The following is a 23,252-nucleotide window of genomic DNA, read 5'->3' on the forward strand; positions in this document are numbered from 1 at the left end:
AATGGCAGCCCCCACCAACACCGTGCAGACCTATGCCCAGGTCGGCATTCGCGAGGATCTGTCGGACGTGGTGTCGAAAATCGACATCACCGAGGTCCAGTTCCAGAGCAACATCGGCAAGTCGAAGGCGACCGCCCGATATCACGAGTGGCAGACGCAGGCGCTCGCCGCCGCTTCGGCCTCGAACGCCTGCGTCGAGGGCGACGACACCACGGCCCAGGCCGCCACCCCGCGCGTGCGCGTCGGCAACAGGCTGCAGATCGCCAAGAAGTCCGGCACCGTGTCCGGCTCGGCCCAGGCGGTCGACGTGGCCGGCGTCTCCGACGAGCTGGACGAGCAGAAGATCCTGAAGGGCCTGGAGCTGCGCCGCGACGTGGAAGCGACGCTGCTGCAGAACACCGCCTCGTCCGCCGGCAACTCGACCACCGCCGCCACCGCGGCCGGCTTCGAGAGCTGGATCACCTCCAACGTCAGCCGAGGCACCTCGGGCGCCAACGGCGGTTTCTCCGGCGGCACCGTCGCGGCTCCGACCGATGGCACCCAGCGCGCCTTCGCCCAGTCGCAGCTCGACACGGTCATGCAGTCGTGCTTCGCCAACGGCGGCAAGCCCACGATGCTGTTCCTGGGGCCGGCGCAGAAGACGGCGTTCTCGGCCTTCACCGGCATCGCGCTGAACCGCGTCGACAATCCGAAGGACACCCAGGTGACGATCGTCGGCGGCGCTGACGTCTACCTGTCCAACTTCGGCAAGCTGTCCGTCGTGCCGAGCATCTTCCAGCGGAACCGCACGGCCCTGCTGATCGACCCGAAGATGGTCAAGAAGGCCAACCTCCGGAAGATGTTCACGGAGATGCTGGCGAAGACCGGCGACGCCGACAAGTTCCAGGTCATCGAGGAATTCACCCTCGAAATGACCAACGAGAAGGCCCACGGCCTGATCGCCGACCTGACGTAACCAGTTCCTCCCCGGCCCCGGGCCGGACCTTGCGAAAGGGCGCCCCTCACCGGGCGCCCTTCGCCTTTCTGGAGCATCGACATGGCCGACCCGAAGAAGACCGACGCCGCTCTGGCGCTGGTCAAGGTGCAGTGCATCGTGCACACCCAGCCGTGGGCCAACGGCAAGCCGCTGGGCTTCAAGGAAATCGTGGAAGTCACGCCTGAGGACGCCGCGATCCTGGAGGCCAACGAGCAGGTGTTGAGGCTCGGTTGAGCGCCGCCCCGCAGCTCCTCCGCCGGCGCGAGAACGGCATGGAGGTATGGACGACCCGTCAGCCCGACGGCTCGTTCCTGATCGAGCAGCGGCAGGACGTCGGCGCCGCCATCGACCTCAACAAGAAGATGGCGAACGAGAACGACGGTTACAGCCGCGACCGCAACCTCAAGCGGCAGGCTCACATCCCCGACATCATCGTCATGAAGTGGCTGAACGAAGACGGCCTGAACGTCTACGACCCCGACCACGCCGATGCGGTCTGGAAGCGCCTGCATGACCCCGACTGGCGGTACCTGCTGACCGCCCCCGGCGACATCGTCGCGCCGCTGAAGAAGGCCCACTGACATGGCGCTCGCCTCGTATGCCGACCTGCTGGCGTCTGCGGCGTCCTGGCTGAACCGGGACGACCTGACCGCAGTCATCCCGGACCTCGTTGTGCTCGCCGAGGCCGACTTTGGTCGGCGGCTCCGGCTCCGGCTGCAGATCAAGCGCGCCACCGCCGTGCTGGACGAGGAATACGAGGCGCTGCCGCCCGACTGGATTGAAGCGGTGTCCCTGACCGTCTCAGCGTCGCCTGTCGTGGTGCTGGAGTATGTGACGCCGCAGCAGATGGCGACCCTGAAGGCCGGGGGCGAGGCGGGGACGCCGGCCTACTACACGATCAAGGGCGGGGAGTTCCAGTTCTACCCGACGCCGAGCGGCTCCCCGACCCTGGAGATGACCTATTATGCCAAGGTGCCGCCGCTCGCCGAGGATGGAACGAACGCTCTCTTCGCCGCTGCGCCGGACCTGTACCTGTGGGGCACGTTGATGCAGAGCGCCCCGTTCTTGCGCGAAGACGAGCGGATCATCACCTGGGGCGCCCTCTACAAGGCTGCGATGGACGGCCTCATGGCCTCCGATGCCCGGGCGGCGCAATCCGGCTCCGCGCTCGCGATACGCCCAACCTCTTACGTGCCGTGAGGGTATGCCATGACGACCACATGGAGCGATGTCATCACCGGCGTTTCCGACGTCGTGGGCCCGGCCGTCGACGAGGCGACGGTGGGGGGTGAGCGCCTGGGCGACATCGTGCCGGCCAAGCTGGACGTGGATGCCGTCTCGGGCGCCGCGGTGACGGCTACTGACGGGACTGCGGCCAGAACGCTCGCGGATCGCTGGGGTGACGTGGCGAACGTCCTGAACTATTACGGGTGCGACCCGACCGGCGTCGCTGACTGCTCGACGCAGCTTCAGGCCGCATTTGACAGCGGAAAGCCTGTATTCCTGCCGGCCGGAACCTACAAATTCGGGACCGGCCTCACGCTGGGCCAATCCGTTCATCTGTACGGCGCCGGACTGGAGACGGTGCTGCACTATACCGGCACCGGGAACGCGATCACGATCAGCGCCGGGACAGATGGTTTCTCGTTCCGTCATATGGCCGTGCAAATGACTGGTGATGGCGCAGCCTTTTTCTTCGGCGGTTCGTCGCAGAACTTCGTCTTTGACAACGTTCATGTTCTGTTTCCAGATTATGCCGGGACGACGGCGCGCATAGGGTACAAGTTCGACGTCGCATCTGGCGATTACGTGGCTTTCGGGACGTGGATTGGGACGCGGGTGTTCAGCGCCGGCTATGGCGTGTACGTCGCCCCGACAAGCGCGGAGGTCAACGCGCTGACTTTCGTGGATGCCGAGTGGGGCGCCTGCCTGCATGGCGTCTACACCGAGGCATCGCACAGTCAGTGGACCTTCGTTGGTGGCTCGTGTGAGGCGCCGTCGAATGGGCAAAATCAAATGGTGTTCAAGGCGATCAACGGCCTTGACATCCACGGAACACGCTTCGAGACGAAGAAAGTCGGCGGTTGGGACGCGTTCGTTGCGGGCGATTACTCGACCCACAACCCCATTCACATCGGTAGCTCAGGGCAGAAGGTTCTTGTCGTCGGAGCATCGTTCTTTCCACACACAACCGGGCGCGTCTATTACTGCGAAGGCATCCGCGACATCTACATTCACGGCCAGGACGGGTACACGTCGCGTGGCGTGCCGCCGGCTACCGGCTTCGACATCAAGCAGAGCGCCCAGGACACCTGGGCGTTCTCGACGCGCACCACGCAGCAGACCGGCCAGACCGGGGACCTGGAGACGTGGCGCCGGGCGGATACCACCACCGCTTCGGGTGTGTCAAAGGACGGCGTCCACTACGACACATACTTTAGTCAGGCAGGTTCTGGCGCAGCCACTATCGACGCATCAAAGAGCAGTTTCCAGAACTACAGCCTTACAGGAAATGTTACTTCCGTCGATTTCACGAACGGGAAAGCAGGTCAAGAGCTAACGCTGCGCCTCGTATACAACGGCGGTAACTATACCGTCGCCGGATGGAATGCAAACATACGCTTTGCTGGCGGCTCTTTCACTGCAACTTCCCTGAACAACAAGGCCGACGTTCTGACGTTCCGTTACAACGGAAGCGTCTGGATGGAGGTTTCTCGATCTCTTTCACAGACACCGTTCTGAGGGATGGCGCGATGGCTCTTCATCAAGAGACGCGGTCGGCGTTTGGCGTTCCGGCCACCTATCACCGCGTCGGCGCATTGAGGCTCGATTATCAGGCAGGGTTCGCCGAGGTGGCCGTGCTCGGATACGCCTCCGACGAGGCGCGGCACTCTGGCGCATCCGCTATGACGGTATGCGAGATGCGCATCCCCTTCTCTGATCTCGGCTCCGGCGATCCGTCTCGGGCGGATGTGTATGCGGCGATCAAGGCTTTGCCGGAGTTCTCCGGCGCCGTGGACTGCTGATCGCCGCCCCTTGAGGACGCGACAAGATGCCAAGCATCCCCCTCATCTCGATCCGCGCCAACGCTTTGACCGAGAGCGGCTTGTTCAAGGGCACGCACGCCTTGGACTGCCCTTTGTGGCGCGACGGCCGGAATGTGATCTTCAAGGACGGCGGCCCGGAGAAGCTGGCCGGCTGGGTGTCCGTGGTCGACAGCGGCGCAACCGGCGTCATCCGGGGGGCGGACGCGCTCCAGGACGAGGCCGGCATCAGCCGCGTCTTCTTCGGCGACCAGACGAAGCTCTACGCCTGGAACGGCGCGACCGTCACGGAACTGGGAACCGGGTACACCGGCTACGAAGACGAGACCAGCACGCACCCGGCGACGGCGTGGTCGTTCGAGCGCTTCGGAAACTGGGAGTTGGCGACGAACGGCCGTGACGCGCCGCAAATCTGGAAGGCGACCGGCAGCTTTGCCCCGCTCGCTGGCGTCAACTTCTCGACGGCGGAGATCTTCGTCCGGCGCGGCCCGCACATTCTCGCCTTCAACCTGACCGGCTGGGACGCAGGCAACGGCAAGAGCACCTTCGCGTGGTGCGATGCCGACAACCCCGAAACCTGGGAGACGACCGACACCAACTCGGCCGGCGACTTGCCCATCAGGGACATGGACGGAGAGATCAAGGCCGCGGTGACCTGGGGCGAGAGCATCGCCGTGTTCGGCAAAGCCGACATGTACGTCGTCAGCTACACCGGCGCGCCCTATTACTTTGGCGTCCAGCCGGCTTTGCGCGGCATCGGCGCGGTCGGGAAAACCAGCGTCGTCGAGGTGAACCGCATCCTCTACGGCTTCGGCCAGGCCGGCGTCTGGAAGACCGACGGCGTGACCTACGAGTACCTCGACACCCCGGCGTTGCGGTCGTGGATCGCTGAGAGCCTCGACACGACGCAGCTTTCGAAGGTCTGCGCCACCTATGACGCATCGACGGAAGCGGTCAAGTGGTCGCTGCCGACGATCGGGACCGGTGAGCCGACGGTGACGATCAGTTTCCGGATCCCGAATGCCTCGTGGAGTATCGAGGACTATGGCCGCAGCGCCTGGGTGCCGCGGCTGGGGGCCTTCAGGTATCCGATCGGCATCTCCGCCGGCAAGCTGTGGACGCACAACGTCGGCGTCGATGCGGGCGCGGGCGTGGCGATGGTGGCCTACGTCCAGACCAGGCCGTTCGCCGCCGACGATGCGCGGGCGTGGTCCTACATCGACACGCTGAGCCTCCAGCTCCGCCGGCTGGCCGGGACGGTCAAGGTGCGGCTCGGCGGGCAGAACAACCTGGACGACACGCCATCCTGGTCGGATTGGCTGACCGTTGACGACGGCTTCGAGCCGATCCGCCTTCGCAAGTCCGGGCGGTTCCTGACGCTGGAAGTCAGGTCCGACACGGTCGGTGCTGATTGGGCGCTGAGCGGCTTCGATTTGTACGGATCCCGAGGAGGGCGCATCTGATGAAGGTGAAATGTCGCAAAACTGGCCGCGTTCTCGACGCGTGCATCCTGACCGAGCCGTTCGAGCGCGCTTTTCGGCAGACCAAGCTCGTCGGTCGACCGGGCGATTACCTCGTCGAAGGCTCCGATGGCGGCTATCCCATCCGTCCGCAGAACTTCGACGCCCTATACGAGGTGATCGAGCAAGGCGAAGGGGTGTGACATGGCGCTTCTGCCTATCCGCGGCGCGAACGAGCCGGCGGAGCAGTATCTCGACCGGCTGATGCCGCCGCTGCGGGAGGCGATCGCATCCTTGACGCCCGGCCCGTCGAACACCGCGGTCGACGGCGCCGGCAACGTCTATGTGAGCCCGGCCGCCCCCCCGGGCGTCGTGCCGAAACTCGGCCGGGCCGCGAAGATCGTCAAGATCGACACGGAGAACCTCGTCGACGGCGCGGTGAAGCTGGCGCAGACGGACATTCCGACGCTCGTCCTGGCCAACCGGGTGGTCGCTGGCGACGCCATCGTGTTGAGCCTGCTGGCCGGCGATATCGAGGCGATTGAGGCTCGCATTGACAACCTGATCGTCAACGATGCCAACATCGCCAACCTGTCGGCGTCGAAGATCACGGCCGGCGAGATCGCCGTCGACCTGACCCTCTACGCCGCGGAGATCCTCGGCGGCAGGATCAGCATCACCGGCGGCACGCAGCAGCTCGCCTATTTCCAGACCTCGGCGGGCACGTTCGCGGGTCGCTTCGAGCAGTCCGGCACCGGTGGCGGCGTCAGCGTCATCTGCAACAACGGCAGCTTCGCGGGCAACGGCCTGGACGTCCAGACCTCGGGCAGCGGCAAGGGCGTGGCGGCCAACAGCAGCGGCGGCTATGCGGTGCACGGCGTCTCGGCCACCAACGACGCGGTCAGGGGCGAGTGCGGCGACGGCACGCACGCTGGGGTCTACGGCCGGGGCGGCGCGAATGGGGTCTATGGGATCGCCTCCAACGTCGGCGCGCGCGGCGTCTACGGCTACCACAACGGGTCGTCTGGGGCTGGCGCGCCGGGCGACGCTGGGGTCTGGGGCAAGTCCGACGGCGGCTATGGGGTCGTGGGCCAGGGAGACAAGGCTGGCGTCTATGGCAGCGTGACCAGCGGCGGCTACGCCGGGCAGTTCCGCGCGGACAGCGGCGTGGCCCTCTACGCCCAGAAGTTCGGCTCCTCCGGCACGCTCGCCCAGTATTACGTGCAGAACGGCAGCTACAGCGGCAGCCTGCACGCCCTCATGTGCGACCGATCGGGGTCGTCGGCCTACAACTTCTTGGTCTGCCAGAGCAACTTCGCATCGGGCGCCGACACCGAGTTCGTCGTCAACGGCGCCGGCCAGGTGGCGAGCGACGGCGGAACGACGATGTCGAGCCCCGCCGACTACGCCGAGTATTTCGAGAGCCTGTCCGGCGATGCGATCCCGGTCGGCACGACGGTGGTGCTGGTGGGCGAGAGGGTGCGGCCGGCGACGGCTGACGATCCGCCCGACGACATCATCGGCGTGATCCGGCCGGTGGGAACGAGCACGGTGGTGGGTGCGGCCGCCTGGAACCACTGGAGCGGCAAATACCTGCGGGACGCCTACGACGCTCCGGCGCTCGACGGCGACGGCGCCCGGGTCCTGAGCCCTGCCTTCGACCCCGACCGACCCTACACCCCGCGCGAGCAGCGGCCCGAGTGGGTCATCGTCGGCTTGCTCGGGCAAGTCGCCATAACCGCAGGCCAGCCGGTCAACAGCCGCTGGCGCAAGCTCGCAGACGCGAGCGAAACCGTGGAGCGCTGGTTCATCCGATGAGCCCATTCGACGAACAGTGGGCGCGCTGCGAGCCATGGCTTGCGGCAGCGCTGGAGCATGCCCACGGCACGCACCTGATCGAGGACATCCGGGAGGGCTGCCTCGCCGGGAACTTGCAGTTCTGGCCGGGCAAGTCGGCGGCGATCGTCACCGAGATCTGCACATACCCGCGGCTGAAGGCCGTGAACTTCTTCCTCGTCGGCGGCGACCTGGAGGAATTGCTCGCGATGAAGCCCGTCATTGAGGCGTGGGCGAAGCGCCTGGGCTGCACCCGCGCGCAATGCGGCGGCCGGTTTGGCTGGGAGCGCGTGCTGAAGGATTACCGGCGCGCGTGCGTCGTTCTTGAGAAGGAGATCTGAAAATGTCCAAGGGCGGCGGCAAGCAGACGGTCCAGAATACCTATCCACCCGAGATCCTGGCGGCGATCAAGGGCAACGTGAATGTCGCGAACGACATCGCCAGCCAGCCATACCCCGGCTACTACGATTACAGCAAGCCATTCAACGCGGACAACTACCTGAAGCAGAACGCCGACGTCGCGCAGGGGTATCAGAAGTACCTGAGCGACTTCAACGCGGGCGCCGGCACCTTCGACCCGGGCGCCTACCTGAAGAACAACGCCGACGTCGCGGCCGAGGCGGCGAAGTACGCCGGGAGCCCGCAGTTCAGCACGCCGGAAGCCTATGCCCAGTGGCATTACGACAACTATGGCAAGAACGAGGGCCGGACGTCCGGCACCAGCGGCACGCCTATGTCGGCAGCCGATTACGCCCTGAAGGACTGGCAGACGACGGGCCAGGCGCAGGGCCGGCAGGGCGGCTACGACACGCGGCAGCTCGTCGCCGACTTCACACCTGACCAGACGGCCGGCTTCGACCTGACGCGCCAGATCGCCGGCAATGGGGCGAACTTCCTGCAGAACGGCTTCGGGTGGGACGAGGCGTCGAACCTCGCGAACAACTTCTCGGCCCGCGATGTCGGCACGACCTTCTCGGCTCGCGACGTCGCCGCCGGCCAGCTCAAGGACACCAACCTCAACGACTACATGAACCCGTACATCGGGAATGTGGTCAACACCACGTCGCAGGCGATCAACCGGCAGAACCAGATCGCCCTGCAGAACGTCGGGTCGCAGGCCATGTCGCAGGGCGCCTACGGCGGAAGCCGGCAGGGTGTCGCGCAGGCCGAGACGAACCGCGCCTATGGCGACACGTTGGCCCAGACCACGGCCAATCTCTACAACACCGGCTACACCACCGCCCAGCAGGCGGCCCTGAGCGACATCACCAACCGGCTGACGGCCGATCGGGCGAACCAGTCCAAGGATCTCAGCCTCGGCCAGCTCCGCCTCTCCGCCGAGCAGGCGAACCAGGCCAAGGACCTGTCGGAGGGGCAGCTCAAGCTGTCCGCCGCCGGCCAGATGGCGCAATCCGCCACGGCCCGCAACAATGCGCTGTTGGGCCAGCAGAACTACGACCTGAACCGGGCCGGCGCCCTGCTCGGGACCGGCGGCCAGCAGCAGGCGAACGCTCAGCAGCAGCTTGACAGCCAGTACGAGCAGTACCTCCGCAGCATCGGCTACCCGGTGGAGATGCTGAAGGTGCGTCAGATCCCGCTGGGAGGCTCGCTCCCCAGCACGCAGACCAGCTCGGGCGGCGGGAGCGGTGGGGCACAGACCATGCAAACCGTCGGAAGCCTCGCGTTGGCGGCGGCCTCGTTGTTCTCGGACCGCCGAGTGAAGACCGATATCCGCCGCGTCGGCGCGCTCGACAACGGGCTGGCCGTCTACGCCTACCGCTATGCCTGGGGCGGCCCGGTCCACATCGGCGTCATGGCCGACGAGGTGGAGGCTGTCCGGCCGGCCGCCGTCAGCGAGACGCCGGAGGGCATCAAGATGGTCAACTATGATCTGGCGACGGAGGCCGCGTGATGGCGATCGACCCCTATAGCAACCCGCCGCTGCTGGGTGGCAGCGGGTGGACGGCAGCCCTCGCCCTGCTCGGCGCCGGGCTCCAGGACTATGGCGCGGCGCGGCAGGGTCTGCAGGGCGGCGGCGTGCAGGCCCTGCTGGGCATGCAGCGGCTGGCGCAGGCCGATCAGGAGCGCAAGGAGAAGAAGGCCGAGGAAGCCGGCCAGAAGTCCGCCCAGGCGGCGCTCTTGGGCGGGCTCGACCCCACCACGGGCATCACGTGGGACACCGGCCGGCAGAGCCAGGCCCCTGACGACCAGAAGGCGCTGTTCATGCGCGCCTTCCCGGAAGCCGGGGCCAAGGCTGCGGCGGCCAGCCTGTTCCCGAAGCCGATGGATCCTGGTGACCGCTTCCGGACCGTCGGCGACAGCGTGGTCGACATCACCACCGGGAAGCCGATCTATCAGGCGCCTCCTGCCTTCTCCTTCCCCGGCATCAGCCCCGCCGGCGGCGGAACTGGCGGAACGACGACATCCGTGCAGCCCGGCCCTTCGGCCGGCGCCGACCCGGCGCAGTTTCCGGCCGACCTCGACATGAAGATCGGCATGATGGAGGAGAAATACGGCCTGCCCGCCGGCTCCTTCCGCGCGTTGGTGCAGGCGGAGAGCGGCGGCCGGCCCGGCGCCGTGTCGCCAAAAGGCGCCGTTGGGTACACCCAGCTCATGCCGGGCACGGCCAGGGATCTCGGGGTCAACGCCGCCGATCCCGACCAGAACCTGGAGGGCGGCGCCCGGTACCTGAGACAGCAGCTCGACAAATACGGCAACCTCGACCATGCGCTGGTCGCCTACAACTGGGGGCCGGGGAACGCCGACATGTGGATCAAGAGCGGCGCCGATCCGGCGCGTCTTCCGGCGGAGACCCGCGCCTATCTCGGCAAGATCACGGGCGGCGGCGCGTCCCCGTTCCAGGTGGCGCAGGCGAACACGGGCACGATGACGGATGCCGCCCCCGCGGCGGCGGCCCCGACAGCCGGGCAGTGGGTCCGCGGCATCGACAAGAACGGGAAGCATGTCGACGTGGAGAAGAACACCGCGACCGGCGAAACCCGCCCGTTCGGCGGCGGCTCCATGTTCTCCGGCAACTCCGTGGAGGGTCAGGCGCTCAACCAACTGGTGGAAAGCGGCCTGCTGACGAAGGAGCAGGCGTTGACCTGGGCGGCCGGCAAGACGGCGACCGGTCCGAACGGTCAGCTCGACTTCGTCACCCCGCAGGCGATGCGCGGCGGAGCGGCCCCGGCCGGAGGCACCCCAGGCGGCCCGGCGATCACCCCCGTCCGGCAGGGTCAGCTTGCCCCGCAGGATAAGGAAGCGATCATGGAGGCCGATAAGTCGGCGGAGGCGGCGGGCAGCGCGATCAGTGCGCTGAACGAAGCTCTGAAGATCAACCGTCAAGCCTTCCAGGGGTCGTCGGCCTCCACGAAGCAATGGCTAGACCGCAACCTTCTTCCTGGTGAGTGGGGCGGGCAGGCGACGACTGACCTGGAGAATATCGTCGGTACCCAGGCGTTGGGCCAGTTGAAGGCAATCTTCGGCGCAGCTCCGACCGAAGGCGAGCGCAAGATCCTTCTCGACCTTCAGGGGTCGATCCAACTCAGCGCCGACGAGCGAGAGGCGATCTTCAAGCGCGCCATCGAGGCCGCGCAGACCAGGATGCAGCGCGAGAGGGGGCGGGCACAGGCGCTGCGCAGCGGCACCTATTACACGGAAGGGCTGCCGCAGACAGCGCAGCCGGCCCAGCAGGGCGGCGGCCGGGTCCTGCGGTTTGATGCACAGGGGAACATGATCCCATGACCGTTCGCGCTGAACTGCATGACGGCACCGTTCTGGAGTTCCCGGACGGCACGTCGGACGAGGTGGTGTCCCGCACCGTCAAGACCCTCATGGGAGGCGGCCAGCCTGCAGCCCCTGACCGCTCCTTCGGCGAGGAGGCGCTCCGCAAGGCCGAGTTCGGCGCGCGCGGCGTCTCCGACAGCGTGTTGGAGACCATCGGCGCGATCCCGGATGCCGTCGGCTCCGGCATGCGGGCGCTGGGTCTGCCGTCGTCCGACCCCGGCTTCTACACCAACGGCCTGAAGGCTGGCTGGAACGCGCTCGGCCGCACCCTCTCCGCGCCGCTGAATACCGCCTTCCCCGACGTGATGTCAGGCCCTCAGACGGCCGGCGACAAGCTGGCCTATGGGGCAGGGCGGGGCGTCGGCGATGCGGCGTCGGTCGTGGTCCCGGCGGCGGGCGTCTCGCGCGCGGCACAGGCCGGCGGGCTGACGGAGCGGGTGGCGTCGGCACTCGCCGCCCAGCCCGGCATTCAGGCGGCGGCCGGAGCCGTCGGCGGTGGTGTGGGGCAGGCGACCGACAGTCCGTTGACCGGGCTGCTCGCCTCCATGGCGGTGCCGGGGGCGATGGCGGGCGCCGGCCGACTGGCATCCCCCGTCCGCGCGCAGCTTGGCCCGGAACAGGCCCGGCTGGCGGCGGCGGCGCAGGCCGAGGGCATCCAGTTGACGCCCGGCCAGATGACCGGCTCGAAGCCCCTCCAGACCATGGAGGCGGTCTTCGGCACCCTGCCCATGACCAGCGGCCCGCAGCGGGAGATCGCCGACGCCCAGCGCGTGGCCTTCAACCGGGCGGCGTTGGCGAGGGCTGGCGTGCAGGCGGACCGGGCGGCGCCGGACGTGATGGACGACGCCTTCCGCGCGCTCGGCCAGCGGTTCGACGACTTGGCGGCGGCGACCACGGTGCAGGTGGACCACAAGCTGTTCCAGGATGTCGACAAGGTGGTCACCGACTACGGCCGGCGCCTGCCGACCGACGTCGCGCCCGTTTTTCAGAGCTACGTGGATGACCTGAACCAGATGCGCGCGGCGCTTGGACCGGCGCCGGCCCCCGGTTCGGTGGTCCCCGCTGGGCAAGCGGCGCAGGGGGCGTCCGTTCAGATCCCGGGCGATGCCTTTCAGAACGTGGTATCGGACATCCGCCGGCGCGCGCGCTCCACGAGCAACCCAGACCTTCAGCGGGCTCTGAATGAGCTGGCCGACAAGGTCAACGACAACATGATCCGCTCCAGCCCGCCCGAGGTAGCGGACGGCTGGCGGCAGGCTCGGCGCGACTACCGGAACCTGCTGGCGATCGACAATGCCATGGGGCAGGGGACGCAGGCCGAGCGATCGGCCGGAAACATCCCGTTCGCCGGGCTGCGGAGCGCGGTGAAGGCGGATGACAAATCCGGCTACAGCCGGGGGCGAGGGGACTTGAACGACCTCACCCGTATTGCCGACTTCCTGGGCTCGTCTCGGCTGCAATCGAGCGGCACGAGCGAGCGCACGGCGATGATCAACATGCTGACCGGGAGCGGCCTCACAGGCGGCGGCGTTGGGGCGGTTGCTGGCGGGGCTGACCCGCTGCTGTCCCTGGCGGCCACTGCTGGGGCTGCCGTGCTGCCGCGCGCGGTGCAGGCCGCCTACAACAGCCCGGCCGGCCGCGCGTGGCTCACGAACCAAGCCGCTGCCGGCCTGTCCCCGCCGCCGGCTCTGCTCGGCTCCATCCTGCTCGGCCGGGAAAAGGATGCGCTACTGGGCGGGCCGAGGCGCTAAGGCGTCATGGACATGGACCGGGCGGCTTTCCAGCCGTACCGGATCCAGATGTAGACGAAGGTCGCCGCCCACGAGGCGGCGATGCCGAGAAAGACCGCAGCGATTGTCCGCTCCCGGTCGCTCGCCCCCACGCCATCCATCCCAGCCCACACCGCGCAGCCGACCAGCGCGGCCACGGCGCACTGCGCCACCTCGCCCACCGACACCACCGCCTCCCCGACTGTTCCGGCCCTGCCCAAGGTATCACGCCGGCGGGCCGGTGCGGATCGGTATGAGCGCGGACACCCCGCGTCCGCGCGCAGCCGCGACGCGCCAGAAGGATCCCGACATGACCAGACCCGTTCCCCCCGCGGCCCTCGACCTCGTGAAGCATTTCGAAGGCCTGTTCCTGGGCGCCTACCTGTGCCCCGCGGGCGTGCCCACCATCGGGTGGGGCCACACCAAGGGCGTGAAGCTCGGGCAGCGCATCACCCGCCAGCAGGCCGAGGAGCTCCTCTCCGCCGACATGGCCGAAGCCGCCGACGCGGTCGACCGGCTGGTCTCGGTTCCGCTGACCGACAACCAGCGCGGCGCGCTCGCCTCGTTCGTCTTCAACCTGGGGCCCGGCAGCCTGGGCGGGTCGACGCTGCTCCGCCTGCTGAATGCCGGCGCGTCGATGGAGAGCATCGGCGAGCAGTTCGGCCGGTGGGTCAACGCCACCGTCGGCGGGGTGAAGAAGCAACTCCCCGGCCTCGTCGCCCGCCGGGCTGCGGAGAAGGCGCTGTTCCTGGGCCGGAACGGCTAGGCCGCGCCCCAAACCTAGCCGTCACCAAAGTCCGAACCGCTGTCGAGCAAGGAGCCTGCGTGATGCAGGCGCCCTTCGGTGCATTATGGCGGAAGGTGACGCCACGTCCTGCCGCTCTTGATGTCCTTAACGATGCTTCTGCTGACGCCGAAAGTTGCCGCAGCCTCAGAGGACTTCACACCACCGCAGACCATCCTCTTGATCGCAAGCGCCTGCTCTTCGGTAAGGGTGGCGTTGTGGTGCGCAGACCCGCTATGGGCACCGCGGGCTCGCCCTTTCAGGGTCTTGTCGGTGGCGTTGTCCGCCGCGGTTCCGATGAAGAGGTGGGCGGGGTTGACACATCCGGGATTGTCGCAGGCATGAAGCACGAACATGCCGTCCGGAATGCTTCCGACAAACAATTCGTATGACAGGCGGTGAGAATAGCACTTCTTGCCGTCACTTCGAAACACGCCGTACCCATCAGGGCGCGACTTGTGCCCGCGCCATTCCCAGCAAGCCTCTTTGCTGGTGATTGACACGTTACCAATGAAAGCAAGCAACCTGCTGCGCTCCAACATTGCTTCCTCATTGCAGTGAGGAAGAATTGTAGCACGATTACTTGCGCTACTCACGCTGTTTTGCAAAGAAGGAGGGTTAGATCATGACCGTCACCGATATCCTGAAGGGCGGCCAGCTCGCCGGCCGCCGCAAGCTCGTCATGGGCATCGTCGCCGCCGTCGGCCTGGTCGGGGCTTACCTCGTGGGGGATGCCTCGCTGATCGACGCGGCACAGCAGATGCTGCCGGTGCTGATCGGGCAGTGATCGGGCAGTGAGGGGCGCGTGGGCGTCGGTCACCATACCGGCGCCCGGCCCTCAATACGTCGAGGCGCCCCCGCCGGACCGCCGGAAAATGCCCCGCCGGCCGCACTCCTTGCAGGTCAGCCGGCCGCGCAAGGCGGTCACCGGGAAGCCCCCGCCGAGCCGCTCGATCAGGTCCGGGACATCCAGCGTCACCGACCGGCCGCAGGGGTCGCAGAAGGCGTAGAGCCGGGCGCCGTCGTGGAGATTTTCGAGGCTGTCGGGTCGCATCGTTGTTCCCGTTACGTTCTCACCTCAGGAGAGCGCCAGAGACCGGGGCTGGTCAAGCGCGAGATGCCGCCGCCCGCTCCGCTGCCACCTGTTAATGCCGTGTGGCGGCTTTTATGCAGTGGCAAGTAGCTGATTTCCCTAATCAGCCTGCAATGTCAACAACATGATGAGCCAGGGCGCGGTGCTGATCGACGGCACCGGCGTGGTGACGCTGCGCTGCCTGGAGAGCTGACGGCGGCACCGCGTCTCCCGCCGCCGCGCCATTCCCCTTCCCCGAAAAAATTCCGGAGGTCCCCATCCATGGCCTATGCGTCCAAGGATCTGAGCGTGCTCGCCTACGCCAACGGCTTCACGCTCTGGCACTACACCACCGCCGATGCGGCGGACGACGTCGATGCCGCCGGCTATTTCAACGGCGCGTCCGACCTGCTGCGGACCGGCGACATGCTGCTGGCCAACTGCGCCGCCGGCGGCCCGCCGGTCGCCGGGCTGCTGGTCGTGGCGGCCAATGCCGGCGGCGTCGTCGGCATCGCCGCGCTGACGCCGCTCGGCACCCCCGGCGGCTGACCCGCCCGGAGCGCCGCCCGGCGGCGCTTTCCGCCCCCTCCCGTCCAGCATCCGGAGACACGCCCATGGCCCTGACCGCCATCGGCCTGTGCGGCCGTGCGCTGATCAAGCTCGGCGCCACCGCCATCGCCTCCTTCGCCGACGGGTCCGCCGAAGCGGAGGTTGCCGCCGCCCTCTACGGCCCGACCCGCGACGCGCTCCTGTCGGCCAACGCCTGGAGCTTCGCCACCGTCCAGACGACGCTGCCGAGGCTGGTCGAGGCGCCCGCCGCCGATTTCGCCAGCGCCTTCCAGCTCCCGGCGGATTTCCTGCGGGCGCTGGGGGCGGGCGCCGGCGGGCGGGGACGCGGCCTGTCCTATCGCATCGTCGGGCGGACGCTGCTGTGCGACGCCACCGCCGTCACCCTGTCCTACGTCGGCCGCCCGGCGGAGGAGGATTTCCCAGCCTTCTTCGACCAGGCGCTGATCGCGCGGCTCGCCGCCGAGTTCTGCATCCCGCTGACCGAAAGCTCGACGCGGGCGGACCTGCTGGTCCAGCTCGCGGAGGGCGAGTTCCGCCGCGCCCGCCAGATCGACGCCCAGCAGGACAGCCAGCCGGGCTTCGAGGACTTCACCCTGATCGACGCGAGGGCCTGATGGGACGGCTTCATCAGGTCAAGACCAACTTCACCGCCGGCGAGGTGTCGCGCCGGCTGCTGGGGCGCGGCGACCTCAAGGCGTACGACAACGGCGCGCTGGTCCTGCGCAACCTGTTCATCGACCCGACCGGCGGGGTGACGCGGCGCAGCGGATTCGCCTTCACCGCCCTGGCCCGCGGCGACGGGCGGCTGGTGGCGTTCGAACGCAACAGCGAGCAGACCTATCTGCTTGTCTTCACCGGCGGCTGGATCGACGTGTTCCAGGGCGGGGCCAGGCTGGCGTCCGTCGCCACGCCCTGGTCGCCGGCCCAGCTCGACCAGATCACCTGGACGCAGAGCGCCGACACGCTGCTGGTCTGCCACCCCGACATCCCGCCGCGCAAACTGACGCGGGCGGAGGACGGCGCCTGGACGCTGGCGGAGTGGAGCTATGCCGCCGACGGCGAGCTGCTGCGGCTGCCCTTCCACCGCTTCGCCGATCCGGGCGTCACGCTGACGCCGTCCGGCACCGCCGGGGTGGTCACCGTCACCGCGTCGGCCCCGGTGTTCGACCAGCGCCAGGACGGAACCCGGATCCGCATCAAGGGCCGGCAGCTCGTGGTGACCGGCGTGGTCTCACCCACCCGGATCACCGCCACGACGAAGGAGACGCTGGCCGATATCCAGGCCACCACCGATTGGGAGGAGCAGGCCTTCTCGCCCTTGCGCGGCTGGCCGGTGTCGGCGGCCTTCCACCAGGACCGGCTGGTGATCGGCGGGTCGCGGGATCTTCCCAACCGGCTGTGGCTGTCGCGTTCCGCCCAGATCTGGAACTTCGACCTGGGCGAGGGGCTGGACGACCAGGCGATCGAGTTCGGCATCCTGTCCGACCAGGTCAACGCGATCCGCGCCGTCTTCTCCGGCCGGCACCTGCAGGTCTTCACCTCGGGCGCCGAATACATGGTGAGCGGCGACCCGCTGACGCCGCAGAGCATCCAGGTCAACCGGCAGACGCGGATCGGCTCGCCGCTCGACCGCGCCATCCCGCCGCGGGACGTCGAGGGCGCCACCCTGTTCGTGCCGCGCAACCGGCGGGAAATCCGCGAGTTCCTCTACACCGACACCGAGGCGGCCTACCAGGCCAACGACCTGGCGCTGCTGGCCCGCCATCTGGTGGCGAACCCGCGCGACCAGGACTACGACCAGGGCCGCCGGCTGCTGCTGGTGGCGATGGAGGACGGCTCGCTGGGGGCGCTGACCGCCTACCGGGCGGAGGACGTCACCGCCTGGACCCGGCTGGAGACCGACGGGGCCGTGCGTTCGGTCGCCGCGGTGGGCGACGAGGTCTACCTGCTGGTCGGCCGCGACGGCGCCTGGACCGTCGAGCGCTTCGACGACGGCCTCAACCTCGACGCCGCGGTGGCCGCGGCACGGGCCGAGCCGGCCGCCGTCTGGGGCGGCCTGGATCATCTGGAGGGGCGGCGGGTCGTGGCCGTCGCCGACGGGGCGGTGCGCGAGCCCGCCGTCGTGCAGGCCGGCAGCGTCACGCTGGATCCGCCGGCCCGCAAGGTGGAGATCGGGTTGCCCTTCACACACCGCATCGAGCCGCTGCCCCCCAACCTGCTGGGGCAGGCGGCGGGCGCCGACCTGATGCGGCTGGTCGCGGTCACCTTCCGGCTGGAGGACACCGCGGCCCTGCGCGTCGATCTGGGGCGCGGGCTTCAGGAGCTGCCGCTCCACCGGCTGGGTCCGCAGCCCGCCGACGGGGTGCCCCTCCGGGTGTCGGGAGACCGCCGGCTGCGGGCGCTCGGCTGGCGGCACGACACCGACGTCCCGCTGTGGCGCATCGAGCAGGATGCGCCGCTGCCTTTCACGCTGCTGTCCGTAACCATGGAATTGAAGGTGAACGACTGATGGGTGGAATCACTCCCCTTGTGAGCACCGCGCTGCCGCTGGCGAACTCGGTCATCGGCACCGCGCGCAACGCCGGCGGCCAGTCCGGCGCCTCGTCGCAGGCGGCGGGCCAGGCGGCCAGCCAGGCCGCCGCCCAGGCCCAGCAGGCGGCTGCACAACAGGCCGCCGCCCAGCAGGCCGCGGCCGAACTGGAGTACAAGCGCCAGCAGGATGCCGCCGCCGCCCAGGCGGCCCAGGCGGCGCTGGAGCAGAAGTACCGCGAGGAGACGGCTGCCCGCCAGCAGCAGGCGCAACTGGCGGCCGAGGCCGAAGCGCGCCAGTGGGCGCACGATGCCGAGCTGCGCCGGCAGGAGGAGGAGGCCCGGCGCCGGTCGGAGGAGGCCGCGACGGCCGCGGCGGCGGCGGCCAGGGCGAAGGAAATGGACAATTTCCGCGCCGGGCAGGACCAGACCCTGTCCCAACTGCGGGCCAGCCAGGACCAGGCCTACGGCCGGCAGGCGGCCGATGCCCAGTCGCAACTGGCCGAACTCACCGCCGCGGCGGACGCCGCCGAGCAGCGCCGCCTGACCGCCCTGCGCCAGGCGGTCGGCAGGACGCGGGCCGGCCTCGGCGCGCGCGGCCTGTCGGCGCAGGACGGTTCGGGCGAGGCGATCCTGCTCGGCCTGACCAATGCCAGCGAGACCGAGCGCAAGGACGCCCACGCCACCGAGCAGCTCAAGCGCGGGGCGATCCAGCAGGGGCTGGACGAAACCAGGCGCCGCAATCTCCTGGAGCTGTCGCAGCTCGCCGACCGGCAGCGCCTGGAATATCTCAGCAAGTTCTTCTGACGTCCTTTCTGCCGGGACGGCAGAGGGCATCCGCACGCCCTTTCCCCGCGGAGACCCACCGATGTCCACGTCGATGTCCACGTCGCTCCTCATCCCGCGCGGCACGCCGCGCGTGCAGTATCTCGCCGACGGTGCGCAGCGGGTCTTCACCTACCCGTTCCCGATCTTCACCGCCGACGATCTCCAGGTCTTCCTCGGCGCCGCCCCGCAGAGAACCGGCTATGCCGTCACCGGGGCCGGCGCGACCGCCGGCGGCTCGGTCACCTTCACCGAGCCGCCGGCCGCAGGCACGGTCGTCCTGCTGCGCCGCCGCGTGGCGATCGAGCGCACCAGCGATTTCGGCGAGAGCGGACCGCTGCCGGCCTCGGCCCTCAACGGCGAGCTGGACCGGCTGACCGCGGCGCTCCAGCAGGTGGCCGGCGACCAGGAGCTGATGCTGCGGTTCGCCGACAGCGACCTTCCGGCCTCGCCCCTGCTGCCGGAGCGCAGCCTGCGCCAGGGCAAGCTGCTGGCCTTCGACGGCGCCGGCAACCCGACGATCCGCGCGCCGGTGGACGAGGAGGCGCTGGCGACCTACATCCCGCCGGGCCCCGGCGCCACCGCGCGCCGGGTGCGCGAGAAGCTGTCGGACGTCGCCTCGGTCAAGGATTTCGGTGCCGTCGGCGACGGGCTGGTCGACGACACGCTGGCCCTCCAGACGGCGCTGAGCGCCGCGCGCGCCGTGTTCGTGCCGCCGGGCACCTACCGCATCACCAACACGCTGACGCTCGGGCACGGCCGGACGCTTTATGGTGCGGGGCAGAGTTCGGTGATCCGCGGCGCCTCCACCGCCTTCGACCTCGTCCATCTGCCGGACGGCTACGCCTCGCTGTCGGCGCTGCGGCTCGAACTCGGCCGGACGGGGGTGCGGCTGTTCGGCCGGGACGGGCCTTGCGTACAGAACGCGCTGACCGACCTGACCCTGTGGGAGCCCGAGGTCGGCCTGCTGCTCGACGGCCATGCCGATCCGGCCAAGCCCTGCTACTGGAACACCGTCACCCGCGTGCTGGTGGCCAAGCCGGCGAAGCACGGCGTGTGGCTGACCCGCAGCGGTGCCGGCGACACGCCGAACGCCAACCGGTTCCACGGGGTGCGGGTCTATTCGCTGTCGGCGCCGATGGCCGGCAGCGGCTTCTTCGTCGAGCAGGGCCGGTACAACAACGCCTTCCTCGACTGCGAGGCCAACCTGTGGCCGGAGGCCGAAGCCTGCTTCCGCGTCGGGGCGGTCACCGACAAGACGCTGATCGTCAACTTCTACGCCGAGTCGCTGGGCAGCCTGCCGAACCTGCAACTGGACGCCGGCTCGGCCGAGACGGCGGTCATCAACCTGTTCTCCGCCTCGGCCGGGCCGGCGATCCTCGACCGCTCCGGCGGGCGGTACACGGCGGTGAACGCCGGCTATCCGGAAAAGAACCGCCTGCAGCGCAGCCGGATCGCCGAACTGGTGGTGGAGGCGCTGCGCTACGACACCGAGTTCGTCGAGCCGGCGACGGGCGGGGTGGTGGCGCTGGATCTCGCCAGCTCGGTCTATCTCGTCAGCGCCTATGGCGGGCCGGTGGACCTCCGCCTGCCGGCGGCGGCGGAGGCCAACGGCCATGCGGTGACCATCAAGCGCACCGACGCCTCGGCCAACCCGATGACGCTGGCGGAAACCGGCGGGCCGGGACCGGACGGGCGCCGCATCGCGCTCGGCAACCGCCACGACTTCGTCACGGTCGTGTCGAACGGCGGCGGCTGGTGGATCGTCGCCGGCAACCGCCTGCCCGGCAATGCCCGCTACCACGAGGGCGCCGGCCTGTTCGAGCCGGACCTGAGCCAGGCGCTGTACCTGGTCAGCGCCTGGAGCGGCGCGGTGGAGGTGCGGCTGCCCGACCCGGCGGCACCCCATGCGGTCGGACGCACCGTCTCCGTCAAGAAGACCGACGGCAGCGCCAACCGCGTGCTGGTCACCCAGCAGGGCGGCGGCGGGCCGGACAGCGAGGAGATCCCGCTGACCGGCCAGGGCCATGCCGTCACCGCCATGTCCAACGGTGCCGGCTGGCACATCCTCGGGCGCAACCCATGACGGGGGGTGCGGGCGGGCATCCGGAGCGGGATGAGGTGGAGGACGCGGCAGAGGACGCAGCAGAGGACGCAGCGGAGGATGCAGGTGAGGATTTGCCCGCGGGGTTCGGCGACTTCGTCCGGGCCTGGAACGGGATGGTGGAGCTGAGGACCCCCTCCCATCATGCGCGCATGGCGCGCTGGCTGGAGGAGCGCATGGCCGGCCCCGGCCGCCGGATGCTGCTGATGGCGTTCCGCGGCTCCGGCAAGTCGACGCTGGTCGGCCTGTTCGCGGCCTGGCTGCTGCTGGTCGATCCCAACCGGCGGCTGCTGGTGCTGGCAGCCGACATGAGGCTGGCCAAGAAGATGGTGCGCAACGTCAAGCGCATCCTGGAACGCCATCCCGCCACCCGGCATCTCAAGCCCGCGGCCCGGGACCGCGACCAGTGGGCGGCCGACCAGTTCACCGTCGTCCGGCCGATGGAGCTGCGCGACCCGTCGATGGCGGCGGCGGGGATCGGCGGCAACATCACCGGAAGCCGGGCCGACGTGGTGATCTGCGACGATGTCGAGGTGCCGCGCAACGCTGACACCGCGGCCAAGCGCGCGGCGCTGCGCGACCGGCTGTCGGAACTGGACTATGTGCTGGTGCCGGGCGGGGCGCAGCTCTATGTCGGCACCCCGCATGCCCAGGACAGCCTCTACGCCGAGGAGACCGGCGGCGAGGCGCCGCCCTTTCTGGCCGGCTTCGACCGGCTGGTGCTGCCGGTCTACACCGAGGATGCCGCCGGCCGCCGCAGCTATACCTGGAAGGAGCGGTTCGGCGAGGCCCACGTCGCCCGCATCCGCCGCGCCACCGGTCCCAACAAGTTCACCAGCCAGATGCTGCTGCGTCCGGTGAATGTGGCGGACGGCGTCCTCGACGTCGGCCGGCTCGGCCGCTATGAGGCGGAGCTGGAATACCGGGAGGCGCTGGGCCGCGCGGCGCTGAGTCTCGACGGGGTGCGGCTGGTGTCGGCGAGCTGCTGGTGGGACCCCGCCTTCGCCCGGCCGGCGGCCGACGGGGAGGGCGCCGGCCGGGCCGGGGACGGCAGCGTGGTGGCCGCGGTCTTCGGCGGCGACGACGGCCGTTTCTACCTGCACCGCGTCCTGTATCTGGCCGTGGATCCCAGGGCCGCGGAGACCGAGGCCGACCAGCAATGCCGGCAGGTCGCCCGTTTCCTCGCCGACAACCACCTTCCGGCGATCCATGTGGAGATCAACGGCCTCGGCCGCTTCCTTCCCGGCCTGCTGCGCGAGCGGCTGCGCCGTGACCGGCTGGCCGCGGGCGTGATCGAACGGTCCAGCCGGACCCCGAAGGCCGTGCGGATCCTGGAGGCGTTCGATGCGCTGCTGGCCGACCGCCGCCTGCTGGCCCACCGGCTGGTCTGGGAGACGCCACTGGTCCGCGAAATGCGCGACTGGCGCCCCGACGGCCGCTACCGCGGGCCGGATGACGGGCTGGACGCCGTCGCCGGCTGTCTCGCCGCCGAACCGCACCGCTTCGACCGGTCCATCCCGCTTCCCGACCGTCGCGCCGACTGGCGCGGCACCGGGCCGGTGCTGGCGTCGGCGGACTGGCAGCTCTGACCCTCACCCCTATGGGAGACACCGATGCACGAAACCCTGCAAGGCGGCCTCGACCTCGCCTGGTGGATCACCGCCGTCGAACTTCCGGCGATGACCGCCCTGTTCTGGCTGATCGTCCGCGCCCGCAAGGACGCCGAATCCGCCTTCGCCGCGCTGCGCGAGAACCTCGCCGCCTACAAGCTGGAGGTCGCGAAGACCTATGTCTCCGTCGCGACGCTGAGGGACGTCGAGCAGCGCCTGACCGACCATCTGCTGCGGATAGAGACCAAGCTCGATTCCGGCTTCATCCCCTTCGGCGATCCAGGGCGGCGCTAGGGGCCGGCATAGGGCCTGCGGCCAGGGGACCGCCGCCGGGACGCCCCGGTTCCGGTCCCGGCTCAGTCGGTGTGGTGGATCATCGCCTGGTAGATCTTCCAGGCGATCTCGACCGAAACGCCGCCGGCCCGCGCCCCGGCCGCCAGCATGGTGGCGCTGGGCTTCAGCGGGACGGCGGTCTGTCCCGGTTCGCACAGGCTGCCCATCGCGGTGACCTTGGTGGACAGGGCCGGATCGGCCGGCTGGGTCGTCTTCATCAGGCTCATGGAAATCGCATTCATGGCGGTTCCTCCGTTGGCTGAAGAAGGAAAAGCAAAAGCGGTGCCAGTTCGCGCGGGCCGGGCCGGGCAGGGCGGCGGCGGCCGCCGCGCCGGGCAAACCATAGGTTCGGCAGCGAGAGGCAGTTCGCCGACGGCGAGACGCATGCAAAATGCCGCTGAATTCCCCCGGCTCTTTCGCAAATTGCGACGCGCGGCGCGGGACGCCTTGCAAACGGGGAGTCGCGGCCGGGCAGTCGGCGCCGCATCGCCATCGCGCCGCTGCGGCGGCGAAGCGTCTGGCCGGCGCTGGCCGGTTGGGATAGTGTCCGGCCA

General features: G+C 69.2%; 26 protein-coding genes. 22 read left to right on the top strand and 4 right to left on the bottom strand.

Features of this window, described 5'->3' with window-relative positions; translation table 11 throughout:
- Window position 1: 1 nt before the first annotated feature.
- From J2850_RS21290 to J2850_RS21350, 13 genes are all read left to right on the top strand, one after another.
- Window positions 2–955, top strand: coding sequence for a DUF5309 domain-containing protein (locus J2850_RS21290; RefSeq protein WP_209985945.1), 954 nt, complete (start codon window positions 2–4; stop codon window positions 953–955).
- Window positions 956–1,036: 81 nt separating this feature from the next.
- Entirely contained in the window at window positions 1,037–1,210 is a 174-nt protein-coding gene (locus J2850_RS21295; RefSeq protein ID WP_209985948.1) for a hypothetical protein, read from the top strand.
- On the top strand, window positions 1,207–1,557 hold the full coding sequence (locus J2850_RS21300; RefSeq protein WP_209985950.1) for a hypothetical protein: 351 nt from the start codon (window positions 1,207–1,209) through the stop codon (window positions 1,555–1,557). The genes J2850_RS21295 and J2850_RS21300 overlap by 4 nt, the downstream gene beginning before the upstream one ends.
- A 1-nt stretch (window position 1,558) precedes the next feature.
- On the top strand, window positions 1,559–2,176 hold the full coding sequence (locus tag J2850_RS21305) for a phage adaptor protein (protein ID WP_209985954.1): 618 nt from the start codon (window positions 1,559–1,561) through the stop codon (window positions 2,174–2,176).
- Between the two features lie 9 nt (window positions 2,177–2,185).
- Complete coding sequence (locus J2850_RS21310) at window positions 2,186–3,718, top strand: glycosyl hydrolase family 28-related protein (RefSeq protein ID WP_209985956.1); 1,533 nt, start codon at window positions 2,186–2,188, stop codon at window positions 3,716–3,718.
- Window positions 3,719–3,729: 11 nt separating this feature from the next.
- A complete protein-coding gene (locus J2850_RS21315; RefSeq protein ID WP_209985959.1) occupies window positions 3,730–4,002 on the top strand; it encodes a hypothetical protein in 273 nt (90 codons plus the stop codon).
- A 26-nt stretch (window positions 4,003–4,028) separates the two neighbouring features.
- Window positions 4,029–5,483: a hypothetical protein gene (locus tag J2850_RS21320; RefSeq protein WP_209985961.1), complete on the top strand. Its 1,455-nt coding sequence runs from the start codon at window positions 4,029–4,031 to the stop codon at window positions 5,481–5,483.
- A complete protein-coding gene (locus tag J2850_RS21325; RefSeq protein WP_209985963.1) occupies window positions 5,483–5,683 on the top strand; it encodes a hypothetical protein in 201 nt (66 codons plus the stop codon). The genes J2850_RS21320 and J2850_RS21325 overlap by 1 nt, the downstream gene beginning before the upstream one ends.
- 1 nt (window position 5,684) lies before the next feature.
- Window positions 5,685–7,298 (top strand): peptidase G2 autoproteolytic cleavage domain-containing protein, encoded by a 1,614-nt coding sequence (locus tag J2850_RS21330; RefSeq protein WP_209985966.1) that lies wholly within the window; start codon window positions 5,685–5,687, stop codon window positions 7,296–7,298.
- The gene (locus J2850_RS21335; protein ID WP_209985969.1) at window positions 7,295–7,657 is read left to right on the top strand and encodes a hypothetical protein; all 363 of its coding nucleotides are present in this window, start codon (window positions 7,295–7,297) and stop codon (window positions 7,655–7,657) included. The genes J2850_RS21330 and J2850_RS21335 overlap by 4 nt, the downstream gene beginning before the upstream one ends.
- Window positions 7,658–7,659: 2 nt before the next feature.
- Complete coding sequence (locus J2850_RS21340) at window positions 7,660–9,228, top strand: tail fiber domain-containing protein (protein WP_209985971.1); 1,569 nt, start codon at window positions 7,660–7,662, stop codon at window positions 9,226–9,228.
- Window positions 9,228–11,060, top strand: coding sequence for a lytic transglycosylase domain-containing protein (locus J2850_RS21345; protein ID WP_209985973.1), 1,833 nt, complete (start codon window positions 9,228–9,230; stop codon window positions 11,058–11,060). Before J2850_RS21340 ends, J2850_RS21345 begins: the two co-directional genes overlap by 1 nt.
- Complete coding sequence (locus tag J2850_RS21350) at window positions 11,057–12,853, top strand: hypothetical protein (RefSeq protein WP_209985976.1); 1,797 nt, start codon at window positions 11,057–11,059, stop codon at window positions 12,851–12,853. Before J2850_RS21345 ends, J2850_RS21350 begins: the two co-directional genes overlap by 4 nt.
- On the opposite strand, the gene J2850_RS21355 is transcribed toward J2850_RS21350, so the two are convergent.
- Window positions 12,850–13,059 (bottom strand): hypothetical protein, encoded by a 210-nt coding sequence (locus J2850_RS21355; RefSeq protein ID WP_209985979.1) that lies wholly within the window; start codon window positions 13,057–13,059, stop codon window positions 12,850–12,852. The two genes, J2850_RS21350 and J2850_RS21355, sit on opposite strands and share 4 nt — an antisense overlap.
- Window positions 13,060–13,181: 122 nt before the next feature.
- On the opposite strand from J2850_RS21355, the gene J2850_RS21360 reads away from it, so the two are divergent.
- A complete protein-coding gene (locus J2850_RS21360; RefSeq protein ID WP_209985982.1) occupies window positions 13,182–13,637 on the top strand; it encodes a lysozyme in 456 nt (151 codons plus the stop codon).
- 83 nt (window positions 13,638–13,720) lie between these two features.
- Here the strand turns inward: J2850_RS21360 and J2850_RS21365 are convergent, their stop codons facing one another.
- On the bottom strand, window positions 13,721–14,197 hold the full coding sequence (locus J2850_RS21365; protein WP_209985985.1) for an HNH endonuclease: 477 nt from the start codon (window positions 14,195–14,197) through the stop codon (window positions 13,721–13,723).
- Between the two features lie 83 nt (window positions 14,198–14,280).
- Between J2850_RS21365 and J2850_RS21370 the strand changes: the two genes are divergently transcribed.
- A complete protein-coding gene (locus J2850_RS21370; protein ID WP_209985988.1) occupies window positions 14,281–14,442 on the top strand; it encodes a hypothetical protein in 162 nt (53 codons plus the stop codon).
- 51 nt (window positions 14,443–14,493) lie between these two features.
- Here the strand turns inward: J2850_RS21370 and J2850_RS21375 are convergent, their stop codons facing one another.
- Window positions 14,494–14,709, bottom strand: coding sequence for a hypothetical protein (locus tag J2850_RS21375; protein ID WP_209985991.1), 216 nt, complete (start codon window positions 14,707–14,709; stop codon window positions 14,494–14,496).
- Between the two features lie 300 nt (window positions 14,710–15,009).
- Between J2850_RS21375 and J2850_RS21380 the strand changes: the two genes are divergently transcribed.
- From J2850_RS21380 to J2850_RS21410, 7 genes are all read left to right on the top strand, one after another.
- Window positions 15,010–15,276 (top strand): hypothetical protein, encoded by a 267-nt coding sequence (locus tag J2850_RS21380; RefSeq protein ID WP_209985994.1) that lies wholly within the window; start codon window positions 15,010–15,012, stop codon window positions 15,274–15,276.
- A 65-nt stretch (window positions 15,277–15,341) separates the two neighbouring features.
- Window positions 15,342–15,911: a phage connector family protein gene (locus J2850_RS21385; RefSeq protein WP_209985997.1), complete on the top strand. Its 570-nt coding sequence runs from the start codon at window positions 15,342–15,344 to the stop codon at window positions 15,909–15,911.
- A complete protein-coding gene (locus tag J2850_RS21390; protein WP_209985999.1) occupies window positions 15,911–17,806 on the top strand; it encodes a phage tail protein in 1,896 nt (631 codons plus the stop codon). Before J2850_RS21385 ends, J2850_RS21390 begins: the two co-directional genes overlap by 1 nt.
- Window positions 17,806–18,633, top strand: a complete 828-nt coding sequence (locus J2850_RS21395) for a hypothetical protein (protein ID WP_209986001.1) — start codon at window positions 17,806–17,808, stop codon at window positions 18,631–18,633. The genes J2850_RS21390 and J2850_RS21395 overlap by 1 nt, the downstream gene beginning before the upstream one ends.
- Before the next feature lie 61 nt (window positions 18,634–18,694).
- Entirely contained in the window at window positions 18,695–20,737 is a 2,043-nt protein-coding gene (locus J2850_RS21400) for a glycosyl hydrolase family 28-related protein (protein WP_246513313.1), read from the top strand.
- Window positions 20,734–22,344, top strand: coding sequence for a phage terminase large subunit (terL, locus tag J2850_RS21405; protein ID WP_209986003.1), 1,611 nt, complete (start codon window positions 20,734–20,736; stop codon window positions 22,342–22,344). The genes J2850_RS21400 and terL overlap by 4 nt, the downstream gene beginning before the upstream one ends.
- Before the next feature lie 24 nt (window positions 22,345–22,368).
- Entirely contained in the window at window positions 22,369–22,659 is a 291-nt protein-coding gene (locus J2850_RS21410) for a hypothetical protein (protein ID WP_209986005.1), read from the top strand.
- A gap of 62 nt (window positions 22,660–22,721) precedes the next feature.
- Here the strand turns inward: J2850_RS21410 and J2850_RS21415 are convergent, their stop codons facing one another.
- Window positions 22,722–22,940, bottom strand: coding sequence for a hypothetical protein (locus tag J2850_RS21415; protein WP_209986007.1), 219 nt, complete (start codon window positions 22,938–22,940; stop codon window positions 22,722–22,724).
- Window positions 22,941–23,252: the final 312 nt, after the last annotated feature.

It is taken from the genome of Azospirillum picis, assembly GCF_017876115.1.
Classification (GTDB): Bacteria; Pseudomonadota; Alphaproteobacteria; order Azospirillales; family Azospirillaceae; genus Azospirillum; species Azospirillum picis.

Bases quoted from the DNA above. Each gene is read 5' to 3' on its own strand.
- J2850_RS21290 (WP_209985945.1), top strand. From the start codon at position 2: ATGGCAGCCCCCACCAACACCGTGCAGACCTATGCCCAGGTCGGCATT.
- J2850_RS21295 (WP_209985948.1), top strand. From the start codon at position 1,037: ATGGCCGACCCGAAGAAGACCGACGCCGCTCTGGCGCTGGTCAAGGTG.
- J2850_RS21305 (WP_209985954.1), top strand. From the start codon at position 1,559: ATGGCGCTCGCCTCGTATGCCGACCTGCTGGCGTCTGCGGCGTCCTGG.
- J2850_RS21310 (WP_209985956.1), top strand. From the start codon at position 2,186: ATGACGACCACATGGAGCGATGTCATCACCGGCGTTTCCGACGTCGTG.
- J2850_RS21315 (WP_209985959.1), top strand. From the start codon at position 3,730: ATGGCTCTTCATCAAGAGACGCGGTCGGCGTTTGGCGTTCCGGCCACC.
- J2850_RS21320 (WP_209985961.1), top strand. From the start codon at position 4,029: ATGCCAAGCATCCCCCTCATCTCGATCCGCGCCAACGCTTTGACCGAG.
- J2850_RS21325 (WP_209985963.1), top strand. From the start codon at position 5,483: ATGAAGGTGAAATGTCGCAAAACTGGCCGCGTTCTCGACGCGTGCATC.
- J2850_RS21330 (WP_209985966.1), top strand. From the start codon at position 5,685: ATGGCGCTTCTGCCTATCCGCGGCGCGAACGAGCCGGCGGAGCAGTAT.
- J2850_RS21335 (WP_209985969.1), top strand. From the start codon at position 7,295: ATGAGCCCATTCGACGAACAGTGGGCGCGCTGCGAGCCATGGCTTGCG.
- J2850_RS21340 (WP_209985971.1), top strand. From the start codon at position 7,660: ATGTCCAAGGGCGGCGGCAAGCAGACGGTCCAGAATACCTATCCACCC.
- J2850_RS21345 (WP_209985973.1), top strand. From the start codon at position 9,228: ATGGCGATCGACCCCTATAGCAACCCGCCGCTGCTGGGTGGCAGCGGG.
- J2850_RS21350 (WP_209985976.1), top strand. From the start codon at position 11,057: ATGACCGTTCGCGCTGAACTGCATGACGGCACCGTTCTGGAGTTCCCG.
- J2850_RS21360 (WP_209985982.1), top strand. From the start codon at position 13,182: ATGACCAGACCCGTTCCCCCCGCGGCCCTCGACCTCGTGAAGCATTTC.
- J2850_RS21365 (WP_209985985.1), bottom strand. From the start codon at position 14,197: ATGTTGGAGCGCAGCAGGTTGCTTGCTTTCATTGGTAACGTGTCAATC.
- J2850_RS21370 (WP_209985988.1), top strand. From the start codon at position 14,281: ATGACCGTCACCGATATCCTGAAGGGCGGCCAGCTCGCCGGCCGCCGC.
- J2850_RS21375 (WP_209985991.1), bottom strand. From the start codon at position 14,709: ATGCGACCCGACAGCCTCGAAAATCTCCACGACGGCGCCCGGCTCTAC.
- J2850_RS21380 (WP_209985994.1), top strand. From the start codon at position 15,010: ATGGCCTATGCGTCCAAGGATCTGAGCGTGCTCGCCTACGCCAACGGC.
- J2850_RS21385 (WP_209985997.1), top strand. From the start codon at position 15,342: ATGGCCCTGACCGCCATCGGCCTGTGCGGCCGTGCGCTGATCAAGCTC.
- J2850_RS21390 (WP_209985999.1), top strand. From the start codon at position 15,911: ATGGGACGGCTTCATCAGGTCAAGACCAACTTCACCGCCGGCGAGGTG.
- J2850_RS21395 (WP_209986001.1), top strand. From the start codon at position 17,806: ATGGGTGGAATCACTCCCCTTGTGAGCACCGCGCTGCCGCTGGCGAAC.
- J2850_RS21400 (WP_246513313.1), top strand. From the start codon at position 18,695: ATGTCCACGTCGATGTCCACGTCGCTCCTCATCCCGCGCGGCACGCCG.
- terL (WP_209986003.1), top strand. From the start codon at position 20,734: ATGACGGGGGGTGCGGGCGGGCATCCGGAGCGGGATGAGGTGGAGGAC.
- J2850_RS21410 (WP_209986005.1), top strand. From the start codon at position 22,369: ATGCACGAAACCCTGCAAGGCGGCCTCGACCTCGCCTGGTGGATCACC.
- J2850_RS21415 (WP_209986007.1), bottom strand. From the start codon at position 22,940: ATGAATGCGATTTCCATGAGCCTGATGAAGACGACCCAGCCGGCCGAT.